Source organism: Pseudomonas sp. DWP3-1-3b3 (genome assembly GCF_049896305.1).
Taxonomy (GTDB): Bacteria; Pseudomonadota; Gammaproteobacteria; order Pseudomonadales; family Pseudomonadaceae; genus Aquipseudomonas; species Aquipseudomonas azotoformans_A.
The window spans coordinates 133,734-158,941 of the sequence record NZ_JAFCUA010000011.1; the positions used below are offsets into that span (position 1 = coordinate 133,734).

The window sequence follows — 25,208 nt, forward strand, 5'->3', positions numbered from 1 at the left end:
CCATGCGCATTTTATGGATCCTGCCCTACTCGCCCTGGCCCGCCACCAGCGGTGGCAAGACGCGCCAGTTCCACCTGCTGCGCAGCCTGGCCGCACGTGGGCATCGGATCACCTTGCTGCTGCATGACAAACACCCGGTGTCGCTCACCGACCGCCAGGTGCTGGAGGCCTTTCTCGAGCAACTGATCATCCTGCCGCGCCGCCCGTTGCGCAGCGTGAAGACCCTGATCGCCGGGCTGTTCGCGCCCTACCCGCTGCTGGCCAGCGTGAATGGCTTGTCGGGTGCGTTGCAGGACCGCTTCAACCAACTGCTCAACGAACACTGGGATGTGGTGCAGATCGAGCACACGTACACCTTTCAACCGTATGAAGATGCGCTGGCGCGTAAATCCCAGCCGTTCGTGCTGACCGAACACAATGTCGAGTCCGCGCTCGGCGCGGCCACGTATGACCGCCTGCCAGGCTGGGCGCTGCCGTTCATTCGCTACGATCAATGGCGCTATACCCGCTGGGAACGCAGGGTGATGCGCCAGGCCACGCAGGTGGTGGCGGTGACCGACAGCGATGCTCAGACCCTGGAAACAATCGCCGGCAAACCGGTGTCGGTGGTGGTCAATGGCGTGGATTGCGATCACTTCGCAGCCGCGCGCCCCGACCCGTCGACTCGCCGCGTGCTGTTCCTTGGCAACTACGAATACGCGCCCAACGTGGACGCCATCGAGTGGGCCCTGGATGAAATCCTGCCCAAGGTCTGGGCGCGTTGCCCGGATGCGCGCATGAGTGTGTGCGGCTTCGGCATGCCGGACAGTTGGCGTGAGCGTTGGCCGGATCCGCGCATCGAGTGGCAGGGGTTCGTACCCAACCTGCTGAAATTGCAGTCGAGCTGTTCGGTGTTTCTGGCGCCGTTGCGTCACGGCGGCGGTTCCAAGCTCAAGGTGCTGGAGGCGTTGGCCGCCGGCTTGCCGTTGGCAAGTACCGAACAAGGCGTGTCGGGGTTGGACCTGGTCGAAGGCCTGGACTACCTCGGCGGGCAAACCGCCGCAAGCCTGGCCGATGCCGTGGTGCGCCTGCTGCAATTTCCCGACGCCGCCGCGCCCATGGGCGAAGCCGGCCGGGCCTATGTGCGCCGCGCCCATGACTGGAGCGTCGCCGCCAGCCAGTTGGAAAAGGTGTACGCCAGCCTTTCGCCCCTGACTCACAAGGAGCCCGCATGCGTGTAGGCCTGGATTACCGCACCGTCGGCACCTCGCCGCAATCGGGCATCAGCCGCCAGGTGTACGCGCTGGAAAGCGCCCTGCACGGTCTGCCAGGCATCGAGCTTGAGCGGTTTACCGTGGCGCCTCTGGGCGATGAAACCCGTTTGCAGGCCCATTGCCCGGCCTGGGGCTGCGCCAAGACCGCGATGCACCAGCCGCAGAATCGCCTGAGGTTCGAGGCCGGTTTTCTGCCGCGTGCGTTGCGTGAACAGCAGATCGATTTGTACATCAGCACCTTCAACATGGGCCTGCCTTTGCCGCCCAAGCCGAAGGGGCTGCGCACGGTGGTGCTGTTGCATGACCTGTTTCAGATCACGCTGAACAACTACCACGCCAACCGCCTGAAGGCGCTGATCTACAAGACCAGCGATCGCCTGTCGATTGCCTACGCGGTGCACAGCGCCGACCGGGTGTGGACGCCGTCGCAATACAGCGCCGATGAAACCGCGCGGTTGTTTCCCAAGGCGGCCGGCAAGATTCGCGTATTGCCCAACCAGGTCGATGGCTTTGCCGACCTGGCGGCGGACCTCAGCGCTCGCCAATTGCCCGAGCGCTTTTGGTTGCTGGTGGGCACGCGTGAGCTGCGCAAGAACGTGCCGTTCCTGGTCGACGCCTGGCAGCAGGCGCGACAGCAATCCTCCGCCGTGCCGGAGTTGGTGCTGGTGGGCAGTCTTGAGCATTTGCCCGAGGCCCAGCGTACCCTGCCGGGGATACGCGCACTCAGTGGCGTGTCGGACGCCGAATTGCACGCGCTGTACCGCCAGGCCTCGCGCCTGTGGCAGCCTTCCTATGCCGAAGGTTTCGGCCTGCCGGTGATCGAAGCCTTGAGCGTCGGCACCCCGGTGGCGGTGGCCAGCGGCACTTCGCTGGATGAAATCACGCCGCCCTCGGCGCCGCGTTTTTCGCCCACCGACGGCCCGGCGTTGACGCAACTGATGCTCAGCCTCGGCGAACGCACTGAAGAAGCATCCCCCGAGCAACACCGGCAATGGGCGCAACGCTTCAACCATCACGCCTATCGCCGACGCCTGGCCGAATTGATCGAGGAACTGAAGTGAGAATGACCCTGCCCAGCCTCGTCGCCATCCTCTTCGGCCTGTTGTTTGGCGCCGTTGCCCTGTTGTTGTCGCCGGCCAAGGCGTTCCTCGCCGTGATCGGCCTGGCCGGGGCGGTGACTATCTTGCGCTTTCCATTCTGGGGCCTGTTACTGTTCGCGCTGGTCGCTACGTTCATGCCGTATTCAACGATCAACCTGGGCATTCGCAGTACCGTCAGCGAAGCCATTTTGGCGATGACCTGGGGCGCCGTGCTGTGGAACAGCTTCCTGGTGCGCCTGCCGGATACGCCGAGCCTCACCCGGCGCCCGACCGACCAGATGCTGTTGTGGCTGATGCTGTTCAGCGTGTTTCCCTTTATTGTCGGCCAGGTCACCATCCACGCCGACAGCAGCGGCGTGGCCAACTGGCTGCGTTGGTTGCTGAACTTGTCGGGGGTGTTCCTCTGCGCCAAGCTGCTGGTGGACCACAAGCACCGCGAGTCCCTGGTGATCGCCCTGCTGCTGGGCAGCCTGGCGATGCTGGTGCTGTCGATCGCGGTGTTCGTGCGCACGCGCTCCGGGGCCGGCATCGCGCCGGTGCTGGCGCTGTTCAACTACGGCAACTTCGACATGCTCAAATTCGGCTTGGAGGCCATGGCTTCGCGCATGGGCTCGCCGTGGATGCACCCGAATGCCATCGGCGGGATCATGGCGCTGCTGCTGCCCCTGGCCTTCTGTTTCGGCATGACCGAACAAGGCTGGAAACGTGCATTGGGCCTGGGCGTAGCGTGCTTGGGCGCGGCGGCCTTGCTGCTGGCGAGTAGCCGGGGGGCGATGGTCAGCCTGGCGCTGGTGCTGCTGTGGATGGCCACGCGCCGGGTGCCCTACACCGGGCGTCTGCTGATGATCGGCGCGGTGTTGACCGTCGTGCTGGTGATGGCCTACCCACCGTTGCAGGAACGCTTAGCGACGATCTTCTCTTCGAGCAATGCCAGTACCGAAGTGCGTTTCGACGAATACCGCATGTTCCCGCAGGCGGTGGCGTCGTACCCGTTCGGCATCGGCTTCAAGGTCGATCCACCGGTGCCCGACACCCACTTGCTGGGCATCTCCAACCTGTGGCTGAACTACATCTACAAGACCGGCATCGTTGGCATGCTGTTCTTCATCGCGGTGACCGTGCGCTGGTGGCGTGAAGCCCGCCCGGAAAACGGCCCGATCCGTCTGACCAAGGACAATGCGCTGTGGCTGGGCACCACGGCCGGGATTCTCTCGGCGCTGGTCAGCGGCCTGTTCGACCACTACTTCAGCTTCGCCGTGGTGATGGTCGCGCTGTTCTGGCTGATGGTCGGCATCAACGTGCTGGAGGCACGGCGGCTGTTTCCGGCACGCCTGCCGCAGGTGAAACCGGTGGTCTTTCGCAAACCCGTGCTTGATGGCGCGAAGCCCTGATGCTGGGCTCCGCCGTCTGGCTGACACTGGCGACACTGCTGGGCCTGTGCCTGGGCTTTGCCCGCGAATGGTTGCTGGTGGCGGCCTGGGGCGCGGGCGAGCGCAGTGATGCGTTCCTGATTGCGCTGTTTTTGCCGGAAGCGCTGCGCATGTCACTCGCCGGCGGCGTGCTGAGTGCGGCCGCGCTGCCGCTGTACCTGGCGCGCAAGGACCACGAGCGACTGGGCTGGCTGGCCGTGTTGTTCCCGGCGCTGTTGCTGATCGCGCTGGTCACCAGCCTGTTGCTGACGCTGTTGGCGCCGTGGCTGGTGCAACTGCTCGGCCCGGGCTTGGCGGCGAGTGCCACGGCGCTCGCCAGCAGCAACTTGCAGATCGTCGCCTGGTGCGTGCCGGGGCTGATGCTGCACGCGCTGTTCAGCATCCCGTTGCAGGCCAGCGAACGTTTTGTGCTGGCCGGCCTGGGTTCGTTATTGTTCAACCTGCCGCCGGTAACTTACCTGGCCCTCGCTGGCACCGCGACCCAACCGCACTCGCTGGCCCTGGCCTGCCTGGCCGGCAGCCTGTTGATGCCGTTGGCGCTGCTGCCATCGATGTGGCACCAGGGCTGGAGGCCGTGGCGCTGGCAGTTTTCGTGGGCGCCACTGCGGGAGTTGGGCCAGCGCATCGGTCCATTGTTGTTGAGCAACGGCGCCAGCCAGGGCCTGGCCCTGATCGAGCGCCTGGTGGCGTCGCTGCTGGGTGAAGGCGCAGTGACCTGGGTCAACCTGGCGCGCAAGCTGATGAACCTGCCGCTGATTGCACTGATGAGCCTCAACCAAGTGCTGCTGGGCATGATGAGCCGCCGCCAGGGCGATGAACGCCTCGCCCTGCTCAAGCGCGGCCTGGAAACCGCCAGCGTACTGACCCTGCCCGCCGGTGTCGGCCTGGTGGCGGCGGCCCCGAGCCTGGTGGCGTTGCTGCTGCCCAAGCAATCGCTGGACTCGCCGTTGCCGCTGCTGCTGGCCTGGTTTGCCGTGCCGTTGGTATTCGGCGCCTGGAACGCTTTGCTCGCGCGGTATGCCTACGCGGCCGGGGACACGCGCCAGCCACTGCGCTGCGAATTGCTCGGCAGCCTGGTCAACGTATTGCTGCTCGGCGTGCTGCCGTTTGTGTTCGGCCTGGCGGGGATTCCGTTGGCGGCGCTGGCCGGGGTGATCTGCACCGCGCTGCTGCTGATGCAACGCCAGGCCTTGCTCGGCGCCCTGCCCTGGGCGCGGAGCTGGCTGCTCAGTGCCGTGCTGATGGGCGTCGCGGCGTTGGCGCTGTTTCGGATTGAAGGCGTGTGGCTGCAACTGGGGCTGAGTACCCTGGCCGGCGCCGTGGTGTTGCTGGGCATGGGGCTGTGGCTCAAGCCGTGGCGCAAGGCATGAATGATCGATCGGGGATAGGCGGATGAAACATCGTTGGATTCAAATGGACATTGCCAAGGGCATCGGCATCCTGATGATCGTGTACGGTCACAGTTGGTTCGTGGCGCACTCGCTGGAGCTGCAGTACCCGATCATCGCCTCGTTCATCTTGCCGTTGTTCTTTTTCCTCTCCGGCGTGTTCTTCAAGCCCGAGCAGCCGTTTGTGGAGATGGCCGTGCGCAAGGCCGATGGCCTGCTCAAGCCGTTTTTCTTCACCATGCTGGTGTACGTGATCGTACGCGACGTACTGCGCGGCCAACCGCTGCTGCCGGACATCGGCGGCGTGCTGTATGCCTCGGTGGATACCATTCCCTGGCAGGCGCTGTGGTTTCTGCCGCACTTCTGGGTGGCGATCCTGTTCAGTTGGGTGATGCTGCGCCTGATCCAGCGCCTGAAGCTGTCACTGCCGCTGAGCTGCCTGCTGATGGCGGTACAACTGTTGATCGGCATCTGGGTTCTGCCGTGGTTCTGGCAAATCCCGGTGAGCGTCGGCGGGCAGACCTGGACGTTGCCCGGCCTGCCCTTCGGCCTGGAAATCACCCTGATCAGCAGCACCTACTTCATCTGCGGCTACCTGCTGCGCGACTGGCTGCGTCGACATGAGGGATCGTGGCTGGGGCTGCTGATCTCGGTGGCGTTGTTCGCCGCCGTGTTCCTCTACAGCCACGCCACCATGGACTTGGCGCAGCGCCGCTACGACCACTGGCTGTGGACCAGCCTGCTCGCGGTGCTCGGCGTGTATGCGTGCTGGTCGCTGGCGCGGGTGCTGATGGTGTCGACCGTCATCACACGGGCGATGACCTACATTGGCCAGAACACCTTGATCCTGCTGATCTTCCATGGCGAGATCCAGCATAAGACCGTTGACCTGCTGGAGCGCCTGGGGCTGCACGCGCTTGTCGCGGCCTGCGTGGGTTTTGGGGTGGCCGTGGTGGTGCCTTTGTTGATCGGGGAAGTGATCAAGCGGGTGGCGTTTTTGCGTTTTTTCTACTTTCCGTTTCCGGTGCGCAAGGCGCCTGTCGCAAAAACGGCGCCTTGAGGGCGCCGTTCAATCGCTACGTCAGAAGTCGTATTTGACGCTGGTCATCAGGTTACGCGGCGGCCCGTACATGCCGTGGTTGCCGGCGTAGCTCAGGTATTCACGGTCGAACAGGTTGTTGAGGTTCAGCGAGGCGCTCAGTTTGGGTGTCACGTCGTAGCGCACCAGCAGGTGAGTGATGGCGTAGCTGCCTTGGCTGAGGGTGTGCAGGTCTTCCCCGACCTTGCTCTGCCAGTTCACCCCGCCGCCCACGGTCAGTTTGTTGAACGCGCCAGGCAAACGGTAGGAGGTAAAGGTTTTCAGGCTCTGGCGCGGCAAGGTGGTGACGATGCGTTTGTCGTCGGCATCGGTGCTGACCGCATAGGCATAGCCGGCGGAGGCCTGCCAGCCGTCAGCGAGTTCGCCGTTGAGTTCCAGCTCCACGCCTTCGGTGGTGGTGCCCTGCTCGTTGCGATAGGTGTTGCCGCCCGGGGTGTCGATCCAGATGGCCAGGTTGTCCTGCTCCAGCTTGAACAATGCCAGGCTGGTGTTCAGCTTCTCGTCGAAGAAGCTGCCTTTGAGGCCGACTTCATACCCTTTGCCCTCCATCGGCGGCAGCGCCTTGTTATTGATGTCGCGTACCCAACTGGCCTGAGGGTTGAAGATTTTGGTGTAGCTGGCATAGGCCGACCAGTTGTCGGTGAGGTCATACACCACGCCAGCGTAAGGAATATAGACGCCGGTTTCCGATTCGTCGGAGCGTGTCGCCGAGCCGCCGTAAGGGCGGTCTTCGGTTTCGCGCTTCCAGTCGATCACGCGGCTGCCGAGGATCACGCTCAGGTCATCGGTGACCCGCAGCCGTGTGCTCAGGTAGGCGGCGTATTGGCTCTCATCCACCGAGGATTTACCGGTGACATTAAACACAGGCTTGGCTGACTGGCCGTCCCAGTTGAGCAGGTTGTCGATGGCACCGGCAGGCGAGCTGGAATAGTCGTAATGCCATCCGCCGTAACTCGGCACGCTTTCCTTGTATTTTGACAAGGTGACACCCGCGATCAGCTCGTGCTCACGGCCGAGCAGGTCGAAGGGGCCGGTGGCGTAAAAGTCGAGGTTGTCCTGGCGCGGTGTACCGGAGAAACGCACCGGTAATTGGGTGGTGCCGCTGCCATCCGGGTTGAGGGACCCGTTGACGTAGTTGAAGACTTCGTCGAACTGGTTTTCGGTGTGGGTGAATTCGGCCTTGGCGCTCCAGCCGCTGTCGAACTTATGTTCGATAGACGTGAAGAAGCTGGTCTGCTCATGATCGTTGTAGGACCAGGCCGGAGCGGTGTTCAGCGAACGGTTAAGGTTAGTGCGCGAACCGTCGGTAAACCGTGTGGGCAAACCGGAACGTGCTGGCGAATCGACGTCGGTGCGCAGGTAGCTGAAGCCCAGGGTCAGCAGCGTGGCTTCGCTCAGGTCGAATTCGGTGATGCCATAGAGCAGTTGGGTTTCCTGCTTGTAGCGGTCGATCCAGGCGTGTTCGGTCTTGTAGTCCGCGACCAGCCGGCCGCGCACATTGCCGGTTTCGGTCAGCGGGCCGGAGACGTCCAGGCCCGTGCCATAACGGTCCCAGGTACCCCCTTCAGCCGTGACGCTGGCGCGAGCCTCGGCCGTCGGGCGTTTGCGGATCAGGTTGATGGTGGCCGCCGGATTGCCCATGCCGCTGATCAGGCCAGTGGCGCCGCGCACGATCTCGACACGGTCGTACATGGCCATGCTTTGGGTGTAATTGTCCATGCGCGTGGCGGTGGGCACACCATCGATTTCGAAGTTCTGGATCTGGAAGCCACGCGAGAAATAACCGTCACTCTCCGAGCCCAGGCCATCGCGCAACACAATGATGCCGGGAGTGGCATCGAGGGTGTCACTGAGGTTGGTGAGGCGCTGATCATCCAGGCGCTGGCGGGTCATTACGGTGAGCGACTGCGGGGTTTCCCGAGGCGTCAGATTCAGGCGCGTCGAGCTGCTGGAAGACTGCGTGGTATAGGAACCGGTGCCTTCGGTGGTCGAGCCCGGTGCCTTGCCCGAGATCGATACGGTGCCCAGTTGCAGCGCGCCACCCGCCGGGCGTGGCTCCAGTGAATAGTGGTTTGCGCTGCCATGCACCGCTTGCAGATCGCTGGTGCTGAGCAGGATCGCCAGGCCAGTGTCCAGGTCATGCCGGCCGTGCAGGCCGGGGCTGGTCTTGCCATCCGTGAGCGCCGCCGGGTACGACAACAGGATCTGGCTGGCCTGACCGAACTGATTGAGCGCCCCGGCCAACGAGCCGGCCGCAATATCGAAATCCAGGTCCGGTGCCGCTTGAACCCAGGTCGACGCCAGCAACAATGGCGTGGCGACCGTCACGCTGGCGATGCCTTGCATGACGGCCAGGGCCAGAGAGGTTTTCAACGTTCTGCGATGTGGTGTGCGTGGCTGCATGCCCAATTCCCCAGTGAAGGTAGTGTCTGGGGATATAAGTCTCGTGAGAAACGCAAACGGACCACCCTGGCGCGAACTAAATTCAAACCCGGTTCAGGCGGGGGTTGAGGGTGACCCAGAAGCGTGTGAAATGCTGCACGTCCAGCTTCAAGGTCTGCCCCAACGCGGCAAGGATGCGGTCGGTGTCGGACAGCGGATAAGTGCCGGACACACGCAAGCCTCGCACGGCCGGGTCACAGGTCAGGCGCCCGCGCCGGTAGCGGCTCAACTCGTCGAGGAAGTCCTCCAACCGCATGCCTTCGGCGACGATCATGCCCCGGCTCCAGGCCAGCTCGCCATTCCGTTGCGGACGACGGGCGAGCAAGGTGTGGGCATCAAAGCTGACCAGCTCATTCGCTTGCAGCACCAGGCTGCGTGATGGGATCTGCACCGACAGTGCGCCCTGGTCGGCCCCCAACTGCGTAAAGCCATCACGCTGGCGCACGCTGAAGCGACCGCTGACGGCACGGGTCAGGCCCTCGGCGGTCTGCACCCACAGCGGACGGGCGTCGGTGAGGTTGGGGTCCACCAGGATTTCACCGCGCAGCACCTGGATTTTCCGTGCGTGCGCGGTGTATTTCACATCGATGGCGGTGTCGGTGTTGAGCTGCACCTGGGTGTTATCCGCCAGGCCGATGCGCCACTGCTCGCCGACGGTGGTGCTGTAGTCGCTGGTCCAGTGCTGCACCAACGCCGTGTCCTTGACGCTCCAGGCAGTAGTGCCCGCCGCCAGCAGCACGGCAAGGTGCTTGATCACTCGACGACGGGACATTGCCGGCAGCAACGTTGCGCGAGCCAAGGCCTGATGAGCCGGCGCGCGCACGTCTTGCATGCGTTGGAGAAACCGCTGTGAATGCTGCCAGGCCAGTTCATGGGCCGGGTCCTGCTCGCGCCAGCGCTGCCAATCGGCGCGGGTCTGTTCAGTGACGTCCGGCGCCTGTAATTCCAGTTGCCAGTGCATCGCCTGCTCGGCGGCTTCGAGGGATAACGGCGATGGATTCATCAACGTTGGCTGTCCAGCAGGATGCACTGCGCACCCGCCTTGACGATGTAGCGCTTGACCGTGGTAACGCTGGCGCCGAGGCGCTCGGCAATCTCGCCGTGACTGAGACCATCAAGCTGCGACCACAGGAATGCCTGGCGCACCGGCAAGGCCAGGCGGCTGAGCACTTCATCGAGGGCCATCAGGGTTTCCAGCAGAATCCACTGGGTTTCGGCGCTGGGCACAGACTCTTCCGGCAACAAGGCCAGGGCTTGCAGGTAGGCTTTTTCCAGCTTTTGCCGACGGAAATGATTGGACAGCACACTCTGCGCCACCTTCGCCAGGAAACTGCGCGGCGCCAGAATTTCAACCGGCTGGTTTTTTGCAAGCAGCCGCAGAAAGGTGTCCTGAGCCAGATCGGCGGCACTCTGGGGGCAGTTCAAGCGACGCCACAGCCATTGCTGCAACCAGCGATGTTGTTGGCGGTACAGGGTGGCCAGGTCAGTGGGGCTTACCGCAGGAGTCGAAGACATGGAAGGCGCGCGCGAAGAATGAGACGTAAATGATAACGGTTATCATATTCTTCGTTGCGTCGATGCTGCAAGTTTCTGCTGCAGGAGCCGGCTGGCCGGCTCCTGGCGGGGGTCAATCGTCCAGTGGTTGCGGGGCTGCGTGCTTGGCGGGTTTGCCGGCCTTGGCACCGGGTTTCGCCGCCGGAGCAGTGGCTGCCGGTTCAGGCTCGGCGGGAGCGGCGGTTTCTTTCTCGGCCATCGGCATCTGGTCGATGGCGCTGAAGAATTCCTTCAGGTCGAGGGTATCCGGCGGTACGGTTTTCTCGACTTTCTTCTCGCCGTCCTTGCCCACCAGGATCACTTTGGTGCCACTGCCGGCACCCAGTTTGAGGGCACGGATCAGTGCATTCGTTTCCGGAGGCGTGAGCTTTTTATTGTCCTTGGGGTCCTTGGCGAACTTCTCGCCTTCGGCACCGATACTGCCGAACTTCACGGTGTAGAACACCATGTTGCGTTCTTCAAAGGACTGCTTGGTTGCAGGCTCGTCCAACTGTTTCTTGAGGGTCGCCAAGGTGTTGTTGCCGGAATCAAGCTCCACCACCACCAGCGGCCGGGCCTTGCCCAAGTCTTGCTTGAGCGGGTTGATATCATCAGCAGCCAACAGCGGCCCCGTAAAAGCCATCAAGGTAGCCAGGGTCAGCGACCGGATGAGCATGCGCACCTCCTTTGTATTCCATGCAGGGTTCTTGAGTTTCATGTCTGCGACAGTCAAATTCAAGGATGATTCCTACACCACTTTAAGAAAGCGTAGGACAGGACGCCCGCTACGCAAGGGTTTGGTAGGCTCAAGTGTCATTGTTTCCACTGATTTCGGAAACATCATGAGACCTTCCATTCGGGCCAATGCCGTGCAAATACGGGGGCGACGATGGGGTCGGCATCCACCTGCGCCAGGCTCTGGGCAAAGCTCGGCGCCAGACCGTTCAATGCCTCTCGCGCTTCATCCCAGCGCGACACCGCTGCCGCCATGAGGCCCAACGCATTCGGCACGCCGTTGGGCGCAAACAGTTGCTCGTCGAATTGATCAGCGAACACCACCCAGGCCTGGTGCAGGTAACGTCGGGTGCCCGTCACCAGTTGCGCCTGCACGGTTTCGTTGACGTTGCCGAGCCAGCGTTGCGGGTAGTCGATGATGCCGATGGCCGAATAGCAATTGGCCGCGATGTACACCAGGCCGCGAATGATCTGCGCGCGGTTGCCGGCCAGCAGGTCCGAAGCGGGGTATTCCAGGCCGAGGTGGATCAGGATCGCGGCACTTTCCGTCAGCACCTGGCCATTGGGGGTGACCAGGGTGGGCACCTGCTTGAGCGGGTTGATCCGGGCCAACTCATCACTGCCCTCACCCTCCGCCCAGGAGGCCGCGTCCACCCGTCGCCACGGCACTGCACAGCGTTGCAGGGCGATTTCGATCATGCAAGAGCCAGATTCGTCGATGCCATACAGCGTGTACATGGGCTTTTCCTCCTAACGGTGAAGTTTGGCCTGCAAGTTCGCCTTCACCTGCGGCCATTCAGAATCGATGATGCTGAACCGCACCGAGTTGCGCTTGCGCCCGTCGGGCATGATGCGTTCGTGGCGCACGATACCTTCCTGCACAGCGCCGAGGCGCAGGATCGCGGCGCGGGACTTTTCGTTGAGCTCATCGGTGGTGAATTGCACGCGCACGCAGTCGAGCACTTCGAACGCGTAGGTCAGCAACAGCAGCTTGGCTTCGGTGTTGATCGCGCTTTTCTGCGTGGACAGCGCCAGCCAGGTATGGCCGATTTCCAACTTGCGATTGACCCGGTCGACCTTCCAGAACCGCGTACTGCCGACCACTTGGCCGTCTTCACGACGCACCAGGGTGAACGGGATCACGCTACCGGCATCACGCCCCGCCAGGGCAGTGTCGATGTACTGATCAACCGTGTCCGGGCCCGGTACGTTGGTGACCTTCAGGTTCCACAATTCGCCATCGGCGGCGGCGTCGAGCAAGGCAGCCCTGTGTTCCCTTTGCAGGGGCAGGAGTTCGACCGTGGTGCCGGTCAGTGTGATCAGGGTCATGGTGGCAGCGCCGTCTGGGTGGTCATCAGAGACAGAGAGTGCAGGCTGCCACCCTGACGAATCAAGCGTTTTAAAACAGGCCCATCTGACCGCCCACCAGGGTGCTGAAATCGTCATTCACGAACGGCAGGATCGCATCCGCCACCGGCTGTAATTGCCGGGTGACGTAGTGGTCGTAATCGATAGGCGCTTGCCGCACTTCCAGCGGTTCCGGGCCGTTGACGCTGATCACGTAGCTGATCCAGCCACCGCGCTGGTACTGGCGCGGGCGGTTCAGGCGGTCGTTGTACTCATCGGCCAGACGCGCGGCGCGCACATGGGGTGGCACGTTGCGCTCGTAGTCGTCCAGCCGGCGGCGCAGGCGCTTGCGGTAGATCAGCAATTCATCGAATTCGCCACTGAGGGTACGGCGTACGTAGTCGCGGATGTAGTCCTGATGCGGCTGGCGATGGAAGATGCGCTGGTAGAGTTCCTGCTGGAATCGACGGGCCAGGGGCGACCAGTCGCTGCGCACGGTTTCCAGGCCTTTGTAGATCATGTCTTCGCTGCCATCGCTGCGCACCACCAGGCCGGCGTAGCGTTTCTTGCTGCCCTCCTCCGCACCACGGATGGTCGGCATGAGGAACCGCGTGAAGTGGGTTTCGTACTGCAACTCCAAAGCGCTTTGCAGGCCGAACGCGGTGAGCAGGTGCTCGCGCCACCAATCGTTGACGTGCTGCACCAAGGCCCTGCCGATACGGCTGGCGTCCTCCTGGGAGTGCGCGCTGCCGAGCCACACGAAGGTGGAGTCGGTGTCGCCGTAGATCACCTCATAACCTTGGGCTTCGACCAGTTCGCGGGTCTGGCGCATGATCTGGTGGCCACGCATGGTGATCGACGAGGCCAGGCGTGTATCGAAGAAGCGGCAGCCGCTGGAACCGAGTACGCCGTAGAAGGCGTTCATGATGATTTTCAGGGCCTGGGACAGCGGCGCGTTGTGTTCGCGCTTGGCCTCTTCGCGGCCTTCGGAAACCCGCGCGACAATGGACGGCAAACAATGCCGGGTGCGGGAAAACCGTGCGCCGCGAAAGCCTTCTACCGAGTCACTGTCGTCGGGATACTTGAGGCCTTCGATGAGACCCACCGGGTCGATCAGGAAACTGCGGATGATCGACGGGTAGAGGCTTTTGTAGTCAAGCACCAACACCGATTCGTAAAGGCCGGGACGTGAGTCCATGACAAAACCGCCGGGGCTGGCCTGGGGCGGCTTGTCGCCCAGGTTCGGCGCAACGAAGCCCTGGCGGTGCATCAACGGCATGTACAAATGGGTGAATGCGGCGACGGAGCCGCCGTTGCGGTCGGCCGGCAAGCCGGTGACGCTGGCGCGCTCCAGCAGGAACTTGAGCAGTTCGGTCTTCTCGAAAATCCGCGTGACCAGCTCGCAGTCCTTGAGGTTGTAGCGCGCCAGGGCGGGCTTGTCCTCGGCGAACATGCGGTTGATCTCGTCCATGCGCTGGTACGGCGTGGAGATGTCCTTGCCTTCGCCCAGCAGCGTTTGCGCGACGTTCTCCAGGCTGAAGGATTCGAAGCTCCAGGTGGCCGAACGCAGGGCTTCGATGCCATCGATGATCAAGCGCCCCGCCGCTGCGGCAAAGTAATGATTGCGGCTACCGTGCTCGCGCCAGGCCATCGGTTCTTCACCACGGCCAAGCATGAGCGGCACGTTGAGACGCTGGGCATGTTCGTGGAGCACGCGCAGGTCGAACTGCACCACGTTCCAGCCGATGATCGCATCGGGGTCGTGCAGCGCCAGCCACTGGTTGAGGCGTTCGAGCAGTTGGGCACGGGTGTCGCAGTAGTCGAGCTTGAAGTCCACGGCGTCGGTTTTGTTCGGCGGGCCAAGCATGTACACCTGGCGCTCGCCGCAGCCTTCGAGGGCGATGGAATAGAGATCGCCCTGGGCGGTGGTCTCGATGTCAAGGGACACCAGCTTCAGCGGCGGACGGTAGTCGGGCGCGGGTTTCATCTGTGCGTCGCACAGTACGCCGCTGGCGTCGGGTGTGCCGCCGAACCACACCGGGGCGGTGATGAAACGCTCCATCATGTAGCGTTCGGGCGGGCGCACGTCGCCTTCGTAGACGTCGACGCCCGCCGCGCGCAGGCGTTTTTCCACGTCCATCGCCTGGCGGTGCTGGCGGGTGTACAGGCCGAGGACGGGCCGGTGATGGAAATCGCACAGCTGCAACGGGCGCAATTCGATATCGCGCTCGCCCTTGAGCAGCCAATCCAGCGGCTTGCGATGGGCCTCAGGGATGAACATCACCGAGGTCTGCACGGGTAGGCGGACAAACCTCGGGCCCTGGTCGGTGGCCAGCCAGAAGCTGACCTCCGTGCCCGCCGGGGTATCGCGCCAATGCCGGGTCAGGACAAAACCCTGCTGTAAATCCACCGTACCGCACCTCAGGAATCGCTTTCAGGGCGTGATTCTACTCGGCATCCACGCGCGCAGACCGTGTCAGTAAAAATTTGTTGCGTGACGTTAATAATAATTACTATCATTCGCGCCGGAGTCGTATCCGCGCAGTGAGGACGCGCAACGCCGTTGCCCTTTTCCTCACACATGACGGTTAGCCGTCAGGATCGCCCATGCCCGCCCCATTCGCCGTGCCGTTGCGCCCAACCCTGCTCGCCCTGTGCTGCTCACTGAGCCTCAGCGCTCACGCTGCAACCCCAGCCACCCCGCAGGATGCGAACACCGGCCAGGAAGGCAACACGCTGGAACTGGGCGCCACCAACATCAACGCCGATGCCCCCGCGCCAAGCGCCCTGCCCCCTGTATATGCGGGTGGCCAAGTGGCACGCGGCGGTCAATTGGGTGTGCTGGGCAACCAGGACATCATGGACATGCCGTTCAGCATGGCCTCCTACACCGAGAAACTGATTCGCGACCAGCAAGCCGAAACCGTCGGCGATGTGCTGCTCAATGATTCGTCCGTGCGCCAGGCGTCGGGGTTTGCCAACCAGGCGCAGACCTTCATGATCCGAGGCCTGCCACTGAATGGCGACGACATTTCCTTCAACGGCTTGTACGGCATCCTGCCGCGCCAGATCATCTCCACCGACGCCTTGGAGCGCGTGGAAGTGTTCAAGGGCCCCAATGCATTCATCAACGGCGTGACGCCCGGCGGCTCGGGGATCGGCGGTGGTGTGAACCTGCAACCCAAGCGTGCCGATGATGTGCCGTTGCGTCGGTTCAGCACCGATATCAGCAGTGATGGCCGGGTGGGCGAACACTTGGACATTGGCCAGCGCTTCGGTGAAGACAACCGCTTTGGCGCGCGGGTGAACCTGTCCCAGCGCGAAGGCGATACCGGCATCGATGATGAAAACCAGCGCTCGAAGCTGTTTGCCGTCGGCCTGGACTACCGTGGCGATGCGTTGCGCCTGTCGAGTGACTTTGTGTACCAGAAGCAGCGCATCAACGGCGGGCGCAACTCGGTCTTTTTGGGCACCGCTACCCATGTCCCGGATGCACCGTCGGCCGACACCAACTACGCGCCGAGCTGGAGCAGCACCAACCTTGAAGACACCCTGGGGATGCTGCGCGCCGAGTATGACTTGAATGATAACTGGACGGCCTATGCGGCGGCCGGTGCCAAGCACACTCGGGAAATGGGACGCTACTCGTCGGTGACCCTGACCGATAACGTGGGCAATGCCACCGCCAGCGGTTCGACCATCGCCCACGAAGAAGACAACAGCAGCGTCATGGGAGGCCTGAACGGCAAGTTCCAGACCGGCCCTGTGAGCCATCGACTCAACTTCGGCTTGGCCGGCATCTGGACCCAGGCGCGCAACGCTTATGTGTTCGCCAGCCCACGCACCCTAACCAATATCTACAACCCTGTGACCGGTGCGCCACCGGCCTTGAACAACCCACGCAATACACCGGGCACCGACTTCAGCGACCCGACCATCACCGCCAAGACCTTTGTGCGCAGTACGGCTGTGTCCGACACGCTGGGGTTCTTCGATGACCGCCTGCTAGTGACGGTCGGTGCACGCCGCCAGCAGATCGTGGTGCAGGGCTACAACTACATGAGCGGCACGCGTACCGCCAATTATGACGAATCGATCACCACGCCGGTCTATGGCCTGGTCTTCAAGCCGTGGGAGCATGTGTCCTTCTATGCCAACCGCATCGAAGGTTTGGCCCAGGGCCCGACGTCGCCTGTCAATTCCGGGGGCAGGACCGTGATTGGCGGCGGCCAGCCCTTTGCACCGGCCCGTTCCAAGCAAATCGAAGCAGGCGTCAAGGTGGATATGGGCACCTATGGAGCAACGCTGGGTGTTTACCGTATCGAACAACCTGGGGCCGGCTACGTTCAAGTCATCGATGCGACGACAGCACGCTACGTTCGCGAAGGCCTGCAGATCAACAAAGGCGTTGAGTTGAACGTCTTCGGCGAACCGGTCAGCGGCCTGCGCTTGCTGGGCGGTGTGACCGTCATGAAGACCGAACTCAAGGACACGCAAAACGGCGCCAACGACGGTAACCGCGCCATCGGTGTGCCTTCGTTCCAGCTCAATGCCGGCGTGGATTGGGATGTGCCCGGCCTGCAAGGTGTGACCCTCAACGGCCGCATGCTACGCACCGGTGGGCAGTACGCCGACGCCGCCAACAACCTGAGCTTACCGGCATGGAACCGCTTCGATATCGGCGCGCGCTACAACTTCAAGGTGGCCCAACGTGATGTCACCCTCGGCGCCACCGTGGAGAACGTCGCCAACGAGAAGTACTGGGAATCGGCCCAGGGCGGTTTCCTGAGCCAAGGCGATCCGCGTGTCGCCAAGCTGTCGGCCAGCGTGGACTTCTAACAGAACGGCAACAACGTGAGCCGGCAGATTTGCGCATCGCCGGCTCACCACTAGACTCAGGACTCCTCTCACATGGAAGTCCCGACAATGAAGTTATCTCGCTCCCTTCGCCAGGCAATCGCCTTGGCCACTCTACTGTCCACCGGCCACCTGGTGGCCCATGCCGCCGATATCCCGCTGTCCAAATCCCTTGAAGCCGATGAAGTCACCACCAAGGTGCTGGCGGTAGATGCCGCCAAGCATCAAGTCGTGCTTGCGGGTGCCGAGGGCCGTGAGGTGCATGTGCAACTCACCGATGCCGCCAAGGACCTGGGCAACCTCAAGGTCGGCGACCAGGTCAAGGTGTTGACCACCCACTCGGTTGCGGCCGTGCTGGACACCGACGTGGACAAGAGCGCACCGGACGCCAGCGAAAAAACCGGCGTGATCCGCGCCACCGCCGACAACCCCAACCCAGGTGGCGCGGCCTTCCGTCAGGTGCAGGTGCAGCTGAAGATCACCCATATCGACCTGAAGAAAAACCAGGTCACCCTGGAGAATCCAGCCGGTGCGACGAAAGTGTTGAACGTTGAGAAACCGGAAATCCGCGCCGGCCTCAAAGACCTCAAGGTCGGGCAGAGTGTGGTGGTGACTTACACCGACACCCTGGAGATCACCACCGCTCACGAAAGCTGAGACCAGTGAAAGGCGGGCATCACTGAGGATGCCCGCCCCCCTCAAGCCTGGCGGGCCTGGCTCAGGTAGTTTTCGATGTTGCCCATCTGTTCGTCCCAACCACGGGAATTCATTTTGAAGGCTTTCTGCCGTCGTGCCTCAGGCACGGCATCGAACCCGGATTCGACCACCCGTAGCAGAATGCCTGGCGCCCGATCCTCAATGGTGAATTCCACCAAGGTTGGGGTTTCCTGGTCGTAGTCGACACCCTCCTCTACCGCGAAGGGATGCCACCAGAAAGAAAACAGTGTTTGCGGCAGGATGCGTTCGATCCTGGCCTTCCAGATCACATGTTCGTAGCCCGGATAAGTGATCGGCGCCTCGATACTTTGCCCGGCAACGAAGGTTTTACCCTTGAGTGCGATACCGAACCAACGGCCGAATTGCTCGGCATCGGTGAGGGCTTCCCAGACCTGTTTACGTGAAGCGTTGAGCAGGACTTTTCGTTCGATTCGATCCAATACGTGCATAAGTCACCTCCACCATTGACAGTAGGCGACATCGAACAATGCGCAACCTTTCGGCCGCGCATTGGTGTTGCGACTTACTTCAGAACGTCCACTTGGCATTGACCATCGCGTTACGCGGCTCGCCGTAGGAGCCCGAGTTGAACGTGCCCATGCCGTCGTAATACTTCTTGTCGAATAGATTGTTGACGTTCAGCCCCACCGACAAATGCTCGTCCACTTGGTAGTTGGCCAACAGGCCCACCACGGCGAAGGGGTCTTGGACCGCCTTGTAGTACGGCCCGGTGTAGTTGATCTGGGTGGTGGCGTACATCTCGCTTTGCCAGGTGACATTGCCGCCCACGGTCAAGCGGTTCAGGGCGCCCGGCAGGCGGTAAGTGGTGCCCAGCTTGAACAGGTTGAGCGGCTGGTTGACCTGCACGCGCTCGCCGTCCTTAGAGTGCGACTCACGGTAGGTGTAGCCGCCGAATACGTTCCAACCGGCGGCCACTTCACCGGAAATCTCGGTTTCGACACCGCGCGTGGTGGTGCCGGCGATGGCCTTGTACACCGTCTTGCCGGTGGCATCGTTACCCGAGTCGGCAGCGGTGTTCTTTTGCTCGATGTCGAACAGGGCGATGCTCGCGTTCAACGCACCGTCGAAGAATTCCCCCTTGAGCCCGATCTCGTAGTTGTCGCCTTCCAACGGCGCCAGCGAGCCGCCGCTGGCGGTTTTGTAGAACGTCTGCGGCAGGAAGATGCTGGTGTAGCTGGCGTAGACCGAGTAGGTGTCGTTCAGGTCGTAGATGATGCCCGCGTAGGGCGTCACAACGCCGGTCTTCTTGGTCCTGTCGGTCTTTTGCGAGTAAGGGGCATATTCCGTCACCTCATCGAGCTGCTTCCACCAACTGACGCGGGTGCCGAGAATGAGGGTCAGCGGGTCCATCGGTTTCAAACGCAGAGCACCATACACACCGGTCTGTTGCAGCGTGGTAACGGCCCCCCCGGCTTCGTTGTAGGAACGGCGCCCATACTGCCGGCCGTCCCACGTGAAGATGTTGTCCACATCACCATAGTCATTGTCCTGGCCGGCCAGGGAACTGCTGTAGTTGGGGAAATTCAGGTGAGTGTGCGAAGTGCTCGCGCCGACCACCAACTCATGCTCACGCCCTCCCAGCTGGAAGGGGCCATTGGCATACACATCCAGGGTGTCCTGGGTCTGGTAGCTGTCGAGACGGTAGATGAACGCCTTGGCGCCCTGGCCGGTGATCGGGTCCGGGTAGCTGCCACTGGCGGAAGCGCCCTGCCCTTTGCGATAGGAATACTGATGGCTGTAGGCAGTCTTCAAGCTCCAGTCGTTGTCGAGTTTATGGTCCAGCATCGTGGTGAAGGTGTAGCTGGTGTTGTCCATGTAGCTGGAACGCGTCGCCGGGTTGAAGGAGCGCGAGAAATCGGTCTGGCGGCCATTGTTGTAGAACAACGGAATATGACCGTAGCTGGTGCCATTGGCATCGTTGTTCTGGTAATCCAGGCTGGTGCGCAGGGTGGTGCTGTCATTCAGGTCGATATCCAGCGCGCCATACATCACACGCTTCTCTTGCTTGTACCAGTCCACGAAGGACTTCTGTTTCTGGTACGCGGCGACGAAACGCCCGCGCACATTACCGGTCTCGGTCAACGGGCCGGACACGTCGACTTCAGAGCGATAGCGATCCCAGGCGCCTGCTTCTCCCGCAATGTGCGCCTGGAAGTCTTTGGTCGGGCGCTTTCGCACCAGGTTGATGGTGGCCGACGGCGTGCCTGCACCGCTCATCAGGCCGGTGGCACCCCGCACCACCTCGACGCGGTCGTAGATGACCATGTCGGAGAGCGGGCCGATGAATTGCTGGGATTCGTTGGCGATCTGGGACGGAATACCGTCGTACTGGAAGTTCTGGATCTCGAAGCCACGGGAGTAAAAGGAGTAGCGCTCGCTGTCTCGATGGTTGCTGCTGACGCCGGGTGTGAAGCTCAGCACTTCGCTGAGGGTCGACAGGTGTTGATCGTCCATCAGTTGGCGGGTGACCACACTGACCGACTGCGGGGTTTCGCGCAGGGACAGCGGCAGTTTCGTCGCCGTGCTGGCAGCACCCGTGGTGTAGGAACCGCTGTTTTCGGTAGTCAGCCCCAGCCCTTCAGCGTTGATGCTGGTGGCGCCAAGGCTCAGGGTGCCCGTGCTGGCCTGGGGCGCAAGGCCGTAACTGCCATCGTTATTGGCGGACAGCGCCAGGTTGCTGCCCGCCAACAGTCGGGCAAAGCCTTGTTCGATGCTGTAATTACCTTGCAGACCGGCACTTTGCTTGCCGGCGGTCAGGCCCGAATCGAAGGACAACACCACGCAGGCATCACTGGCAAATCGGCTCAATACCGAACCCAACGGGCCAGGGGCAATCGCGAAAGCCTGCTGTTGGCTGGCCGCCATTGCGCTGGAACCTGTCGCAAACAGTGGGGCCAGCAGCCCGGTTTGCACCATCAACGACACGCCAAGCAGCGCGACCTGCAAAGGCTTTTTGTGAAATGACCGAAGCGGTTGAGTGGCGACTGAGGTTTGCCCTGCGCGCATGTTGACTCCTGAGGGTGCGAACGAATGAAGTGGGTTTGCAGGAGGAGTCGAACGAGGTGCGGCCAATCGACAACAGTTGTTGATAATTATTTTCAGCCGCGCGGGACGACGGTCGTCCAATAACGGGTGCGTGCACTGAGACGCACCGGCAGCGCGTGAGTCAGGGCGTTGAGGGCAAGGTCGATATCGTCCAGGGAATAAGCCCCCGAGACTGTCAGATGGCCGACTTCAGACGCGCATCCCAGGTAACCCGACCGGTAGCGCGACAGTTCGGCCAGCAGGCGATCCAGGCGCCAGTTGTCGACGATCAGCCGACCCTGCGCCCATTCGCCTTCGCCAGGTTCGTTGGCCCGAAGGGAGAGCATGCGCCGGGTATCGAAGGTGACAGTCTGGCCGGCGGTGATCACGGTTTCCGCAGGTTCTATGCCCTGACGCACCGCCACCGCGTGTTGCAATACGCTCATGCCGGTGAAGTCATCGAACTGGCGAACGGTAAAACGCGTGCCCAACGCGCGCATTTCACCTTGGGCACTGCGCACCCGCAAAGGACGCGGATCGGTGGCCGTTTCCACGAGGATTTCGCCGGCACGCAAAATCAGCAAGCGTTGCTCGGCGGTGTAGTGGATGTCCACGGCGCTGGCGGTGTTGAGGGACAGCCGTGTGCCATCGTCCAGGCGCAGGCTGTGGCGCTCGCCGGTGGTGGTGCGTTGACCGGCCATCCACAGCGGCGCTTGTCGATAGCCCGACCAACCGATGGCGCTCATGCCGCCACCGATCACCACACTCTTGAGCAGTGCGCGGCGGCCAAATCGCCGGGATTGGTCGGCAGCGACGTCCAACACATTGACGGCCACCGTGCCGGGCAGACTCTGGAGCTGGCTTTGCAGGATTTCCACGCGCTGCCACGCCCATTGGTTCAGCGGGTTTTCATCTCGCCAGGCGAGCCAAGCCGCGTGCAACTCAGGGTCGCCCGGCTCGGCTGCCAGACGTGCGACCCAGTGGGCCGCCCCGCTAAGGGCTTGGCGCTGCGCGTCACGGGTCACCGTCAATGCTCCAGGGCGAAGATCAGGCAATGCTCGGTGGCTTTGGCGATGTATTTGGTCACCGAACTTACCGAGACCTGTAGCTGTTCGGCAATGTCCTTGTAAGGCATGCCCTGCAACTGCGAAAGCAGGAAGGCACGTTTGGCCTTGCGCCCCAAGCCATTGAGCATGGCATCCAGACGCTGCAGGGTTTCGATGACCAACAGCCGCTCCTCCGGCGAGATGGCATAGGCCTGCGGCTGCTCGGCCATGGCTTGGAGATAAGCCTGCTCCAGGGCTTTGCGGCGAAAGCTGTCGATCATGACGCGCTTGGCAATTGTCACCAGGAAATGCCGTGGTTCCTTCAACTGAGCGGTCACCGGCTGCGTGCGTTCGGCCAGCAATAAACGAATGAAGGTGTCTTGAGCCAGGTCAGCCGCCTGATGGGAGCAACCCAGGCGCGAACGTAGCCAGCTGACCAACCAGCGGTGGTGGTCACCGTAGAGTTGCCCAATGGGTTCGTGGGAAGAATGAGGCCCAGCAGACAAAGGCATAATGATATTGCGCACGAATGAGAACGCTTCGCAATTTAGAGCAATGTAGGAATAAGGGCAATGGCTTGTATGACTGTGATGCGCAGCGTGTCGGCGAAAGGTAAATTGTTCCCCTCCCCCTGAGGTGATCACGATGACTCAACAGCTCCATGGAAGTTGCTTCTGCAAGGCCGTGCACTATCAACTCGACAGCCTGGATATGCCCATCAGCCACTGCCATTGCGACAGCTGCCGCAAGGTGCACGCGGCGGCATTTGTGGCGACAGCCGGCGTGATGCGTGAGCACTTTCGCTGGACACAGGGCCAGGAGTGGCTGGCGTCCTTCGAATCGTCGCCGGGCAAACTTCGGCATTTCTGCTCGCGCTGCGGCTCACACCTGATGGCGGAGCGTGGGCATCAGCCCCACGTCATTGTACGGGTGGCGACGCTGGACGATGATCCGGGCGTCAGACCCACCGCGCACATCTGGACGGCCCATGATGTGCCTTGGCTGGCCTACGAAGGCGTAGACCAGTGGGATGAGTGGAAGACCTGAATCAAACCTTGGGGTCGCCGGGCGCTTTGGCCGGCGTCGCATATTGCGGTTTCAGGTGGCCTTCCTGGTCGAGTAGCCAGGCGTCCATGATCTGGCGCACCACTGGACCCGCCACGCGACCGCCGGCCTCGCCGTTTTCGATCATCACCGAAATCACGATCTTCGGGTGTTCCGCTGGCGCGAAGCCGACGAACAGGGCGTTGTCGCGATGGCGTTCGAGGGTCTTCTCGCGGTTGTAGCGCTCGCCTTGCTTGATCGCCACCACTTGTGCCGTACCACTCTTGCCGGCAATGCGGTATTGCGCGCCTTGTGCGGCAGCACGGGCAATGCCGCGTGGGTCGTGCATCACCAGTTGCATGCCGTGATTGACCTGTTCCCAATCACGTGGGTCCTTGAGGACCACGTTGGGCATGGGGTTTTCATCCACGGGTGGCACGCCGTTGATGGTCTTGGCCAGGTGCGGTCGGTTCCACACGCCTTTGTTGGCAATCAATGCGGTGGCCTGGGCCAGTTGCAGTGGCGTGACCTGCATGTAGCCCTGGCCGATGCCGAGGATTACGGTTTCGCCCGGGAACCAGGGTTGGCGGCGCGTGGCACGCTTCCAGGCTTGGGAAGGCATCAGGCCGGCGGACTCTTCGAACATGTCCAATGAGACTTTCTGGCCCAGACCGAACTCAGCCAGATAGTCATGCAGGCGATCGATGCCCAGCTTGTGGGCCAGGTCGTAAAAATAGGTGTCGTTGGAGCGCATGATGGCCGCGTCCATGTCTACCCAACCGTCGCCGCTGTGGTTCCAGTTGCGGTATTTATGGTCAAAGTCCGGCAATTGGTAGTAGCCAGGGTCGAACACGCGGGTTTGAGCAGTAACAACGCCACTGTCCAAGCCGGCGATGGCGACTTCCGGTTTGATCGTCGAGCCTGGCGCGTAGAGCCCCCGTAGCACGCGGTTGAACAGCGGCCGGTCGATGGAATCGTGCAGTGCAGCGTATTCCTTGAAGCTGATACCGGTGACAAACAAGTTCGGATCGAAACTTGGCTTGCTGACCATGGCCAGTACTTCACCGGTTTGGGGATCCAGTGCAACCACCGAGCCACGGCGATCACCCAAGGCTTCTTCCGCCGCTTCCTGGAGATGCACGTCGAGGCTCAGCACGATGTTTTTGCCGGGAATCGGGTCGGTGTGCTTGAGCACGCGCAGTACGCGGCCCTGCGCATTGGTCTCGACTTCTTCATAGCCGACGTGGCCATGCAGCTCGGATTCGTAAAAGCGCTCGATACCGGTCTTGCCGATGGACTGCGTGCCGCGATACTCCACGGAGTCGAGGGCTTTGGATTCCTTCTCGTTGATCCGGCCTACGTAACCGATGGAGTGCGCAAAGTGAGCGCCCAACGGGTAATGGCGGACGAACTGCGGTTCTACGTCTACGCCTGGAAGGCGGAACTCGTTCACGGCCAGTAGCGCGATCTGCTCTTCGGTCAATTCGTAAAACAAGGTCACAGGAACGAAGGGATGGCGTGCCTGCTTCAGCGCTTTGTCGAAGACCGCGCGGTCTTCGGCCGGCAGGTGCAGCAGGCTGACGATAGCGTCCAGCTCGCCCTTGAGGTCGGTGGTGCGTTCGCGGGTGATGGTCAGGTTGTAGCTGGGGCGGTTGTCGGCCAGTACCACGCCGTTACGGTCATAGATCAACCCACGCGTCGGGGTGATCGGCAACACGTGGACACGGTTGTTTTCGGAAATCGTGGAGTGGTAGTCAAACTGTACGACCTGCAGGAAGTACATGCGCCCTACCAGGGCGCAGGTGATGCCAATCACCAACAGCGCACAGGCGAGCAGGCGCTTGTTGACCAGGCGGTTCTCTTTTTCGTGATCTTTGATCGGTATCGGTTCAGGCATTTCTACAGCATCTCGTTGAAGAAGGTCGACGCCGCGTCCTGCGGATAAAAGATCAATCCCTGTGAAAATGTGCTGCACCATACCAAAAATGCGGAAACACTTTGCATCGAATTCCCGAACGGCATGCTAATGAGCCGTTTTTGAGAGGAATTGCGCTGAGGACGTTTGGTGTTATGAGATTGATGTGTGGTGACTGGATTTTCGACCGCCCAAAACAAAACCCCATCTGCTTTCGCAAATGGGGTTTCGGAATTTAATCTTGACGATGACCTACT

The 25,208-nt window shown here is 62.0% G+C and carries 21 protein-coding genes; 8 read left to right on the forward strand and 13 right to left on the reverse strand.

Going from position 1 to position 25,208, the window contains the following annotated elements:
- Positions 1–2 precede the first annotated feature (2 nt).
- Genes ACP7BX_RS26600 through ACP7BX_RS26620 form a run of 5 tightly spaced genes read left to right on the forward strand, consistent with a single transcriptional unit; the run spans position 3 to position 6,231 of the window.
- Positions 3–1,220 (forward strand): glycosyltransferase family 4 protein, encoded by a 1,218-nt coding sequence (locus tag ACP7BX_RS26600; protein ID WP_426127391.1) that lies wholly within the window; start codon positions 3–5, stop codon positions 1,218–1,220.
- Positions 1,211–2,314 (forward strand): glycosyltransferase family 4 protein, encoded by a 1,104-nt coding sequence (locus ACP7BX_RS26605; RefSeq protein ID WP_426127389.1) that lies wholly within the window; start codon positions 1,211–1,213, stop codon positions 2,312–2,314. The genes ACP7BX_RS26600 and ACP7BX_RS26605 overlap by 10 nt, the downstream gene beginning before the upstream one ends.
- 2 nt (positions 2,315–2,316) lie before the next feature.
- The gene (locus ACP7BX_RS26610; protein ID WP_269133437.1) at positions 2,317–3,744 is read left to right on the forward strand and encodes an O-antigen ligase family protein; all 1,428 of its coding nucleotides are present in this window, start codon (positions 2,317–2,319) and stop codon (positions 3,742–3,744) included.
- Positions 3,744–5,153, forward strand: coding sequence for a murein biosynthesis integral membrane protein MurJ (gene murJ / locus ACP7BX_RS26615; RefSeq protein WP_314533731.1), 1,410 nt, complete (start codon positions 3,744–3,746; stop codon positions 5,151–5,153). Before ACP7BX_RS26610 ends, murJ begins: the two co-directional genes overlap by 1 nt.
- Before the next feature lie 22 nt (positions 5,154–5,175).
- Positions 5,176–6,231 (forward strand): acyltransferase family protein, encoded by a 1,056-nt coding sequence (locus ACP7BX_RS26620; protein ID WP_426127386.1) that lies wholly within the window; start codon positions 5,176–5,178, stop codon positions 6,229–6,231.
- A 21-nt stretch (positions 6,232–6,252) separates the two neighbouring features.
- Here ACP7BX_RS26620 and ACP7BX_RS26625 read toward each other — a convergent pair whose 3' ends face one another.
- From ACP7BX_RS26625 to ACP7BX_RS26655, 7 genes are all read right to left on the reverse strand, one after another.
- Entirely contained in the window at positions 6,253–8,616 is a 2,364-nt protein-coding gene (locus ACP7BX_RS26625; RefSeq protein ID WP_426127949.1) for a TonB-dependent siderophore receptor, read from the reverse strand.
- Positions 8,617–8,755: 139 nt separating this feature from the next.
- The gene (locus ACP7BX_RS26630; RefSeq protein WP_269133411.1) at positions 8,756–9,715 is read right to left on the reverse strand and encodes a FecR domain-containing protein; all 960 of its coding nucleotides are present in this window, start codon (positions 9,713–9,715) and stop codon (positions 8,756–8,758) included.
- The gene (locus ACP7BX_RS26635; RefSeq protein WP_177112107.1) at positions 9,715–10,227 is read right to left on the reverse strand and encodes a sigma-70 family RNA polymerase sigma factor; all 513 of its coding nucleotides are present in this window, start codon (positions 10,225–10,227) and stop codon (positions 9,715–9,717) included. Before ACP7BX_RS26635 ends, ACP7BX_RS26630 begins: the two co-directional genes overlap by 1 nt.
- A 112-nt stretch (positions 10,228–10,339) precedes the next feature.
- Entirely contained in the window at positions 10,340–10,921 is a 582-nt protein-coding gene (locus ACP7BX_RS26640) for a DUF4174 domain-containing protein (RefSeq protein ID WP_061436011.1), read from the reverse strand.
- A gap of 164 nt (positions 10,922–11,085) precedes the next feature.
- On the reverse strand, positions 11,086–11,718 hold the full coding sequence (locus tag ACP7BX_RS26645) for a glutathione S-transferase (protein ID WP_426127383.1): 633 nt from the start codon (positions 11,716–11,718) through the stop codon (positions 11,086–11,088).
- A 12-nt stretch (positions 11,719–11,730) separates the two neighbouring features.
- Positions 11,731–12,309, reverse strand: coding sequence for a GNAT family N-acetyltransferase (locus ACP7BX_RS26650; protein WP_426127381.1), 579 nt, complete (start codon positions 12,307–12,309; stop codon positions 11,731–11,733).
- Positions 12,310–12,379: 70 nt separating this feature from the next.
- Positions 12,380–14,737 carry a DNA polymerase II gene (locus ACP7BX_RS26655; RefSeq protein WP_426127379.1) on the reverse strand — a complete coding sequence of 786 codons (2,358 nt, stop codon included), beginning with the start codon at positions 14,735–14,737 and terminating at the stop codon, positions 12,380–12,382.
- 197 nt (positions 14,738–14,934) lie between these two features.
- Here ACP7BX_RS26655 and ACP7BX_RS26660 point away from each other — a divergent pair, with 197 nt between their 5' ends.
- Together ACP7BX_RS26660 and ACP7BX_RS26665 are read left to right on the forward strand one after the other, a co-directional pair.
- The gene (locus ACP7BX_RS26660; RefSeq protein WP_426127377.1) at positions 14,935–17,166 is read left to right on the forward strand and encodes a TonB-dependent receptor; all 2,232 of its coding nucleotides are present in this window, start codon (positions 14,935–14,937) and stop codon (positions 17,164–17,166) included.
- 87 nt (positions 17,167–17,253) lie between these two features.
- A complete protein-coding gene (locus ACP7BX_RS26665) occupies positions 17,254–17,841 on the forward strand; it encodes a hypothetical protein (protein WP_426127375.1) in 588 nt (195 codons plus the stop codon).
- Positions 17,842–17,882: 41 nt separating this feature from the next.
- Here ACP7BX_RS26665 and ACP7BX_RS26670 read toward each other — a convergent pair whose 3' ends face one another.
- From ACP7BX_RS26670 to ACP7BX_RS26685, 4 genes are all read right to left on the reverse strand, one after another.
- On the reverse strand, positions 17,883–18,350 hold the full coding sequence (locus ACP7BX_RS26670) for an SRPBCC family protein (RefSeq protein WP_061436001.1): 468 nt from the start codon (positions 18,348–18,350) through the stop codon (positions 17,883–17,885).
- Between the two features lie 79 nt (positions 18,351–18,429).
- A complete protein-coding gene (locus tag ACP7BX_RS26675; RefSeq protein ID WP_426127373.1) occupies positions 18,430–20,928 on the reverse strand; it encodes a TonB-dependent siderophore receptor in 2,499 nt (832 codons plus the stop codon).
- A 92-nt stretch (positions 20,929–21,020) separates the two neighbouring features.
- Positions 21,021–21,971 carry a FecR domain-containing protein gene (locus ACP7BX_RS26680; RefSeq protein WP_426127371.1) on the reverse strand — a complete coding sequence of 317 codons (951 nt, stop codon included), beginning with the start codon at positions 21,969–21,971 and terminating at the stop codon, positions 21,021–21,023.
- A gap of 2 nt (positions 21,972–21,973) precedes the next feature.
- Positions 21,974–22,504, reverse strand: coding sequence for a sigma-70 family RNA polymerase sigma factor (locus tag ACP7BX_RS26685; protein WP_426127369.1), 531 nt, complete (start codon positions 22,502–22,504; stop codon positions 21,974–21,976).
- A 133-nt stretch (positions 22,505–22,637) separates the two neighbouring features.
- On the opposite strand from ACP7BX_RS26685, the gene ACP7BX_RS26690 reads away from it, so the two are divergent.
- The gene (locus tag ACP7BX_RS26690; protein ID WP_033899646.1) at positions 22,638–23,039 is read left to right on the forward strand and encodes a GFA family protein; all 402 of its coding nucleotides are present in this window, start codon (positions 22,638–22,640) and stop codon (positions 23,037–23,039) included.
- Between the two features lies 1 nt (position 23,040).
- Here the strand turns inward: ACP7BX_RS26690 and mrdA are convergent, their stop codons facing one another.
- Together mrdA and ACP7BX_RS26700 are read right to left on the reverse strand one after the other, a co-directional pair.
- Complete coding sequence (gene mrdA, locus ACP7BX_RS26695) at positions 23,041–24,933, reverse strand: penicillin-binding protein 2 (protein WP_016974809.1); 1,893 nt, start codon at positions 24,931–24,933, stop codon at positions 23,041–23,043.
- 2 nt (positions 24,934–24,935) lie between these two features.
- Positions 24,936–25,208, reverse strand: a 273-nt coding sequence (locus ACP7BX_RS26700) for a hypothetical protein (protein WP_426197808.1), incomplete at its 5' end; no start/stop codon positions are given.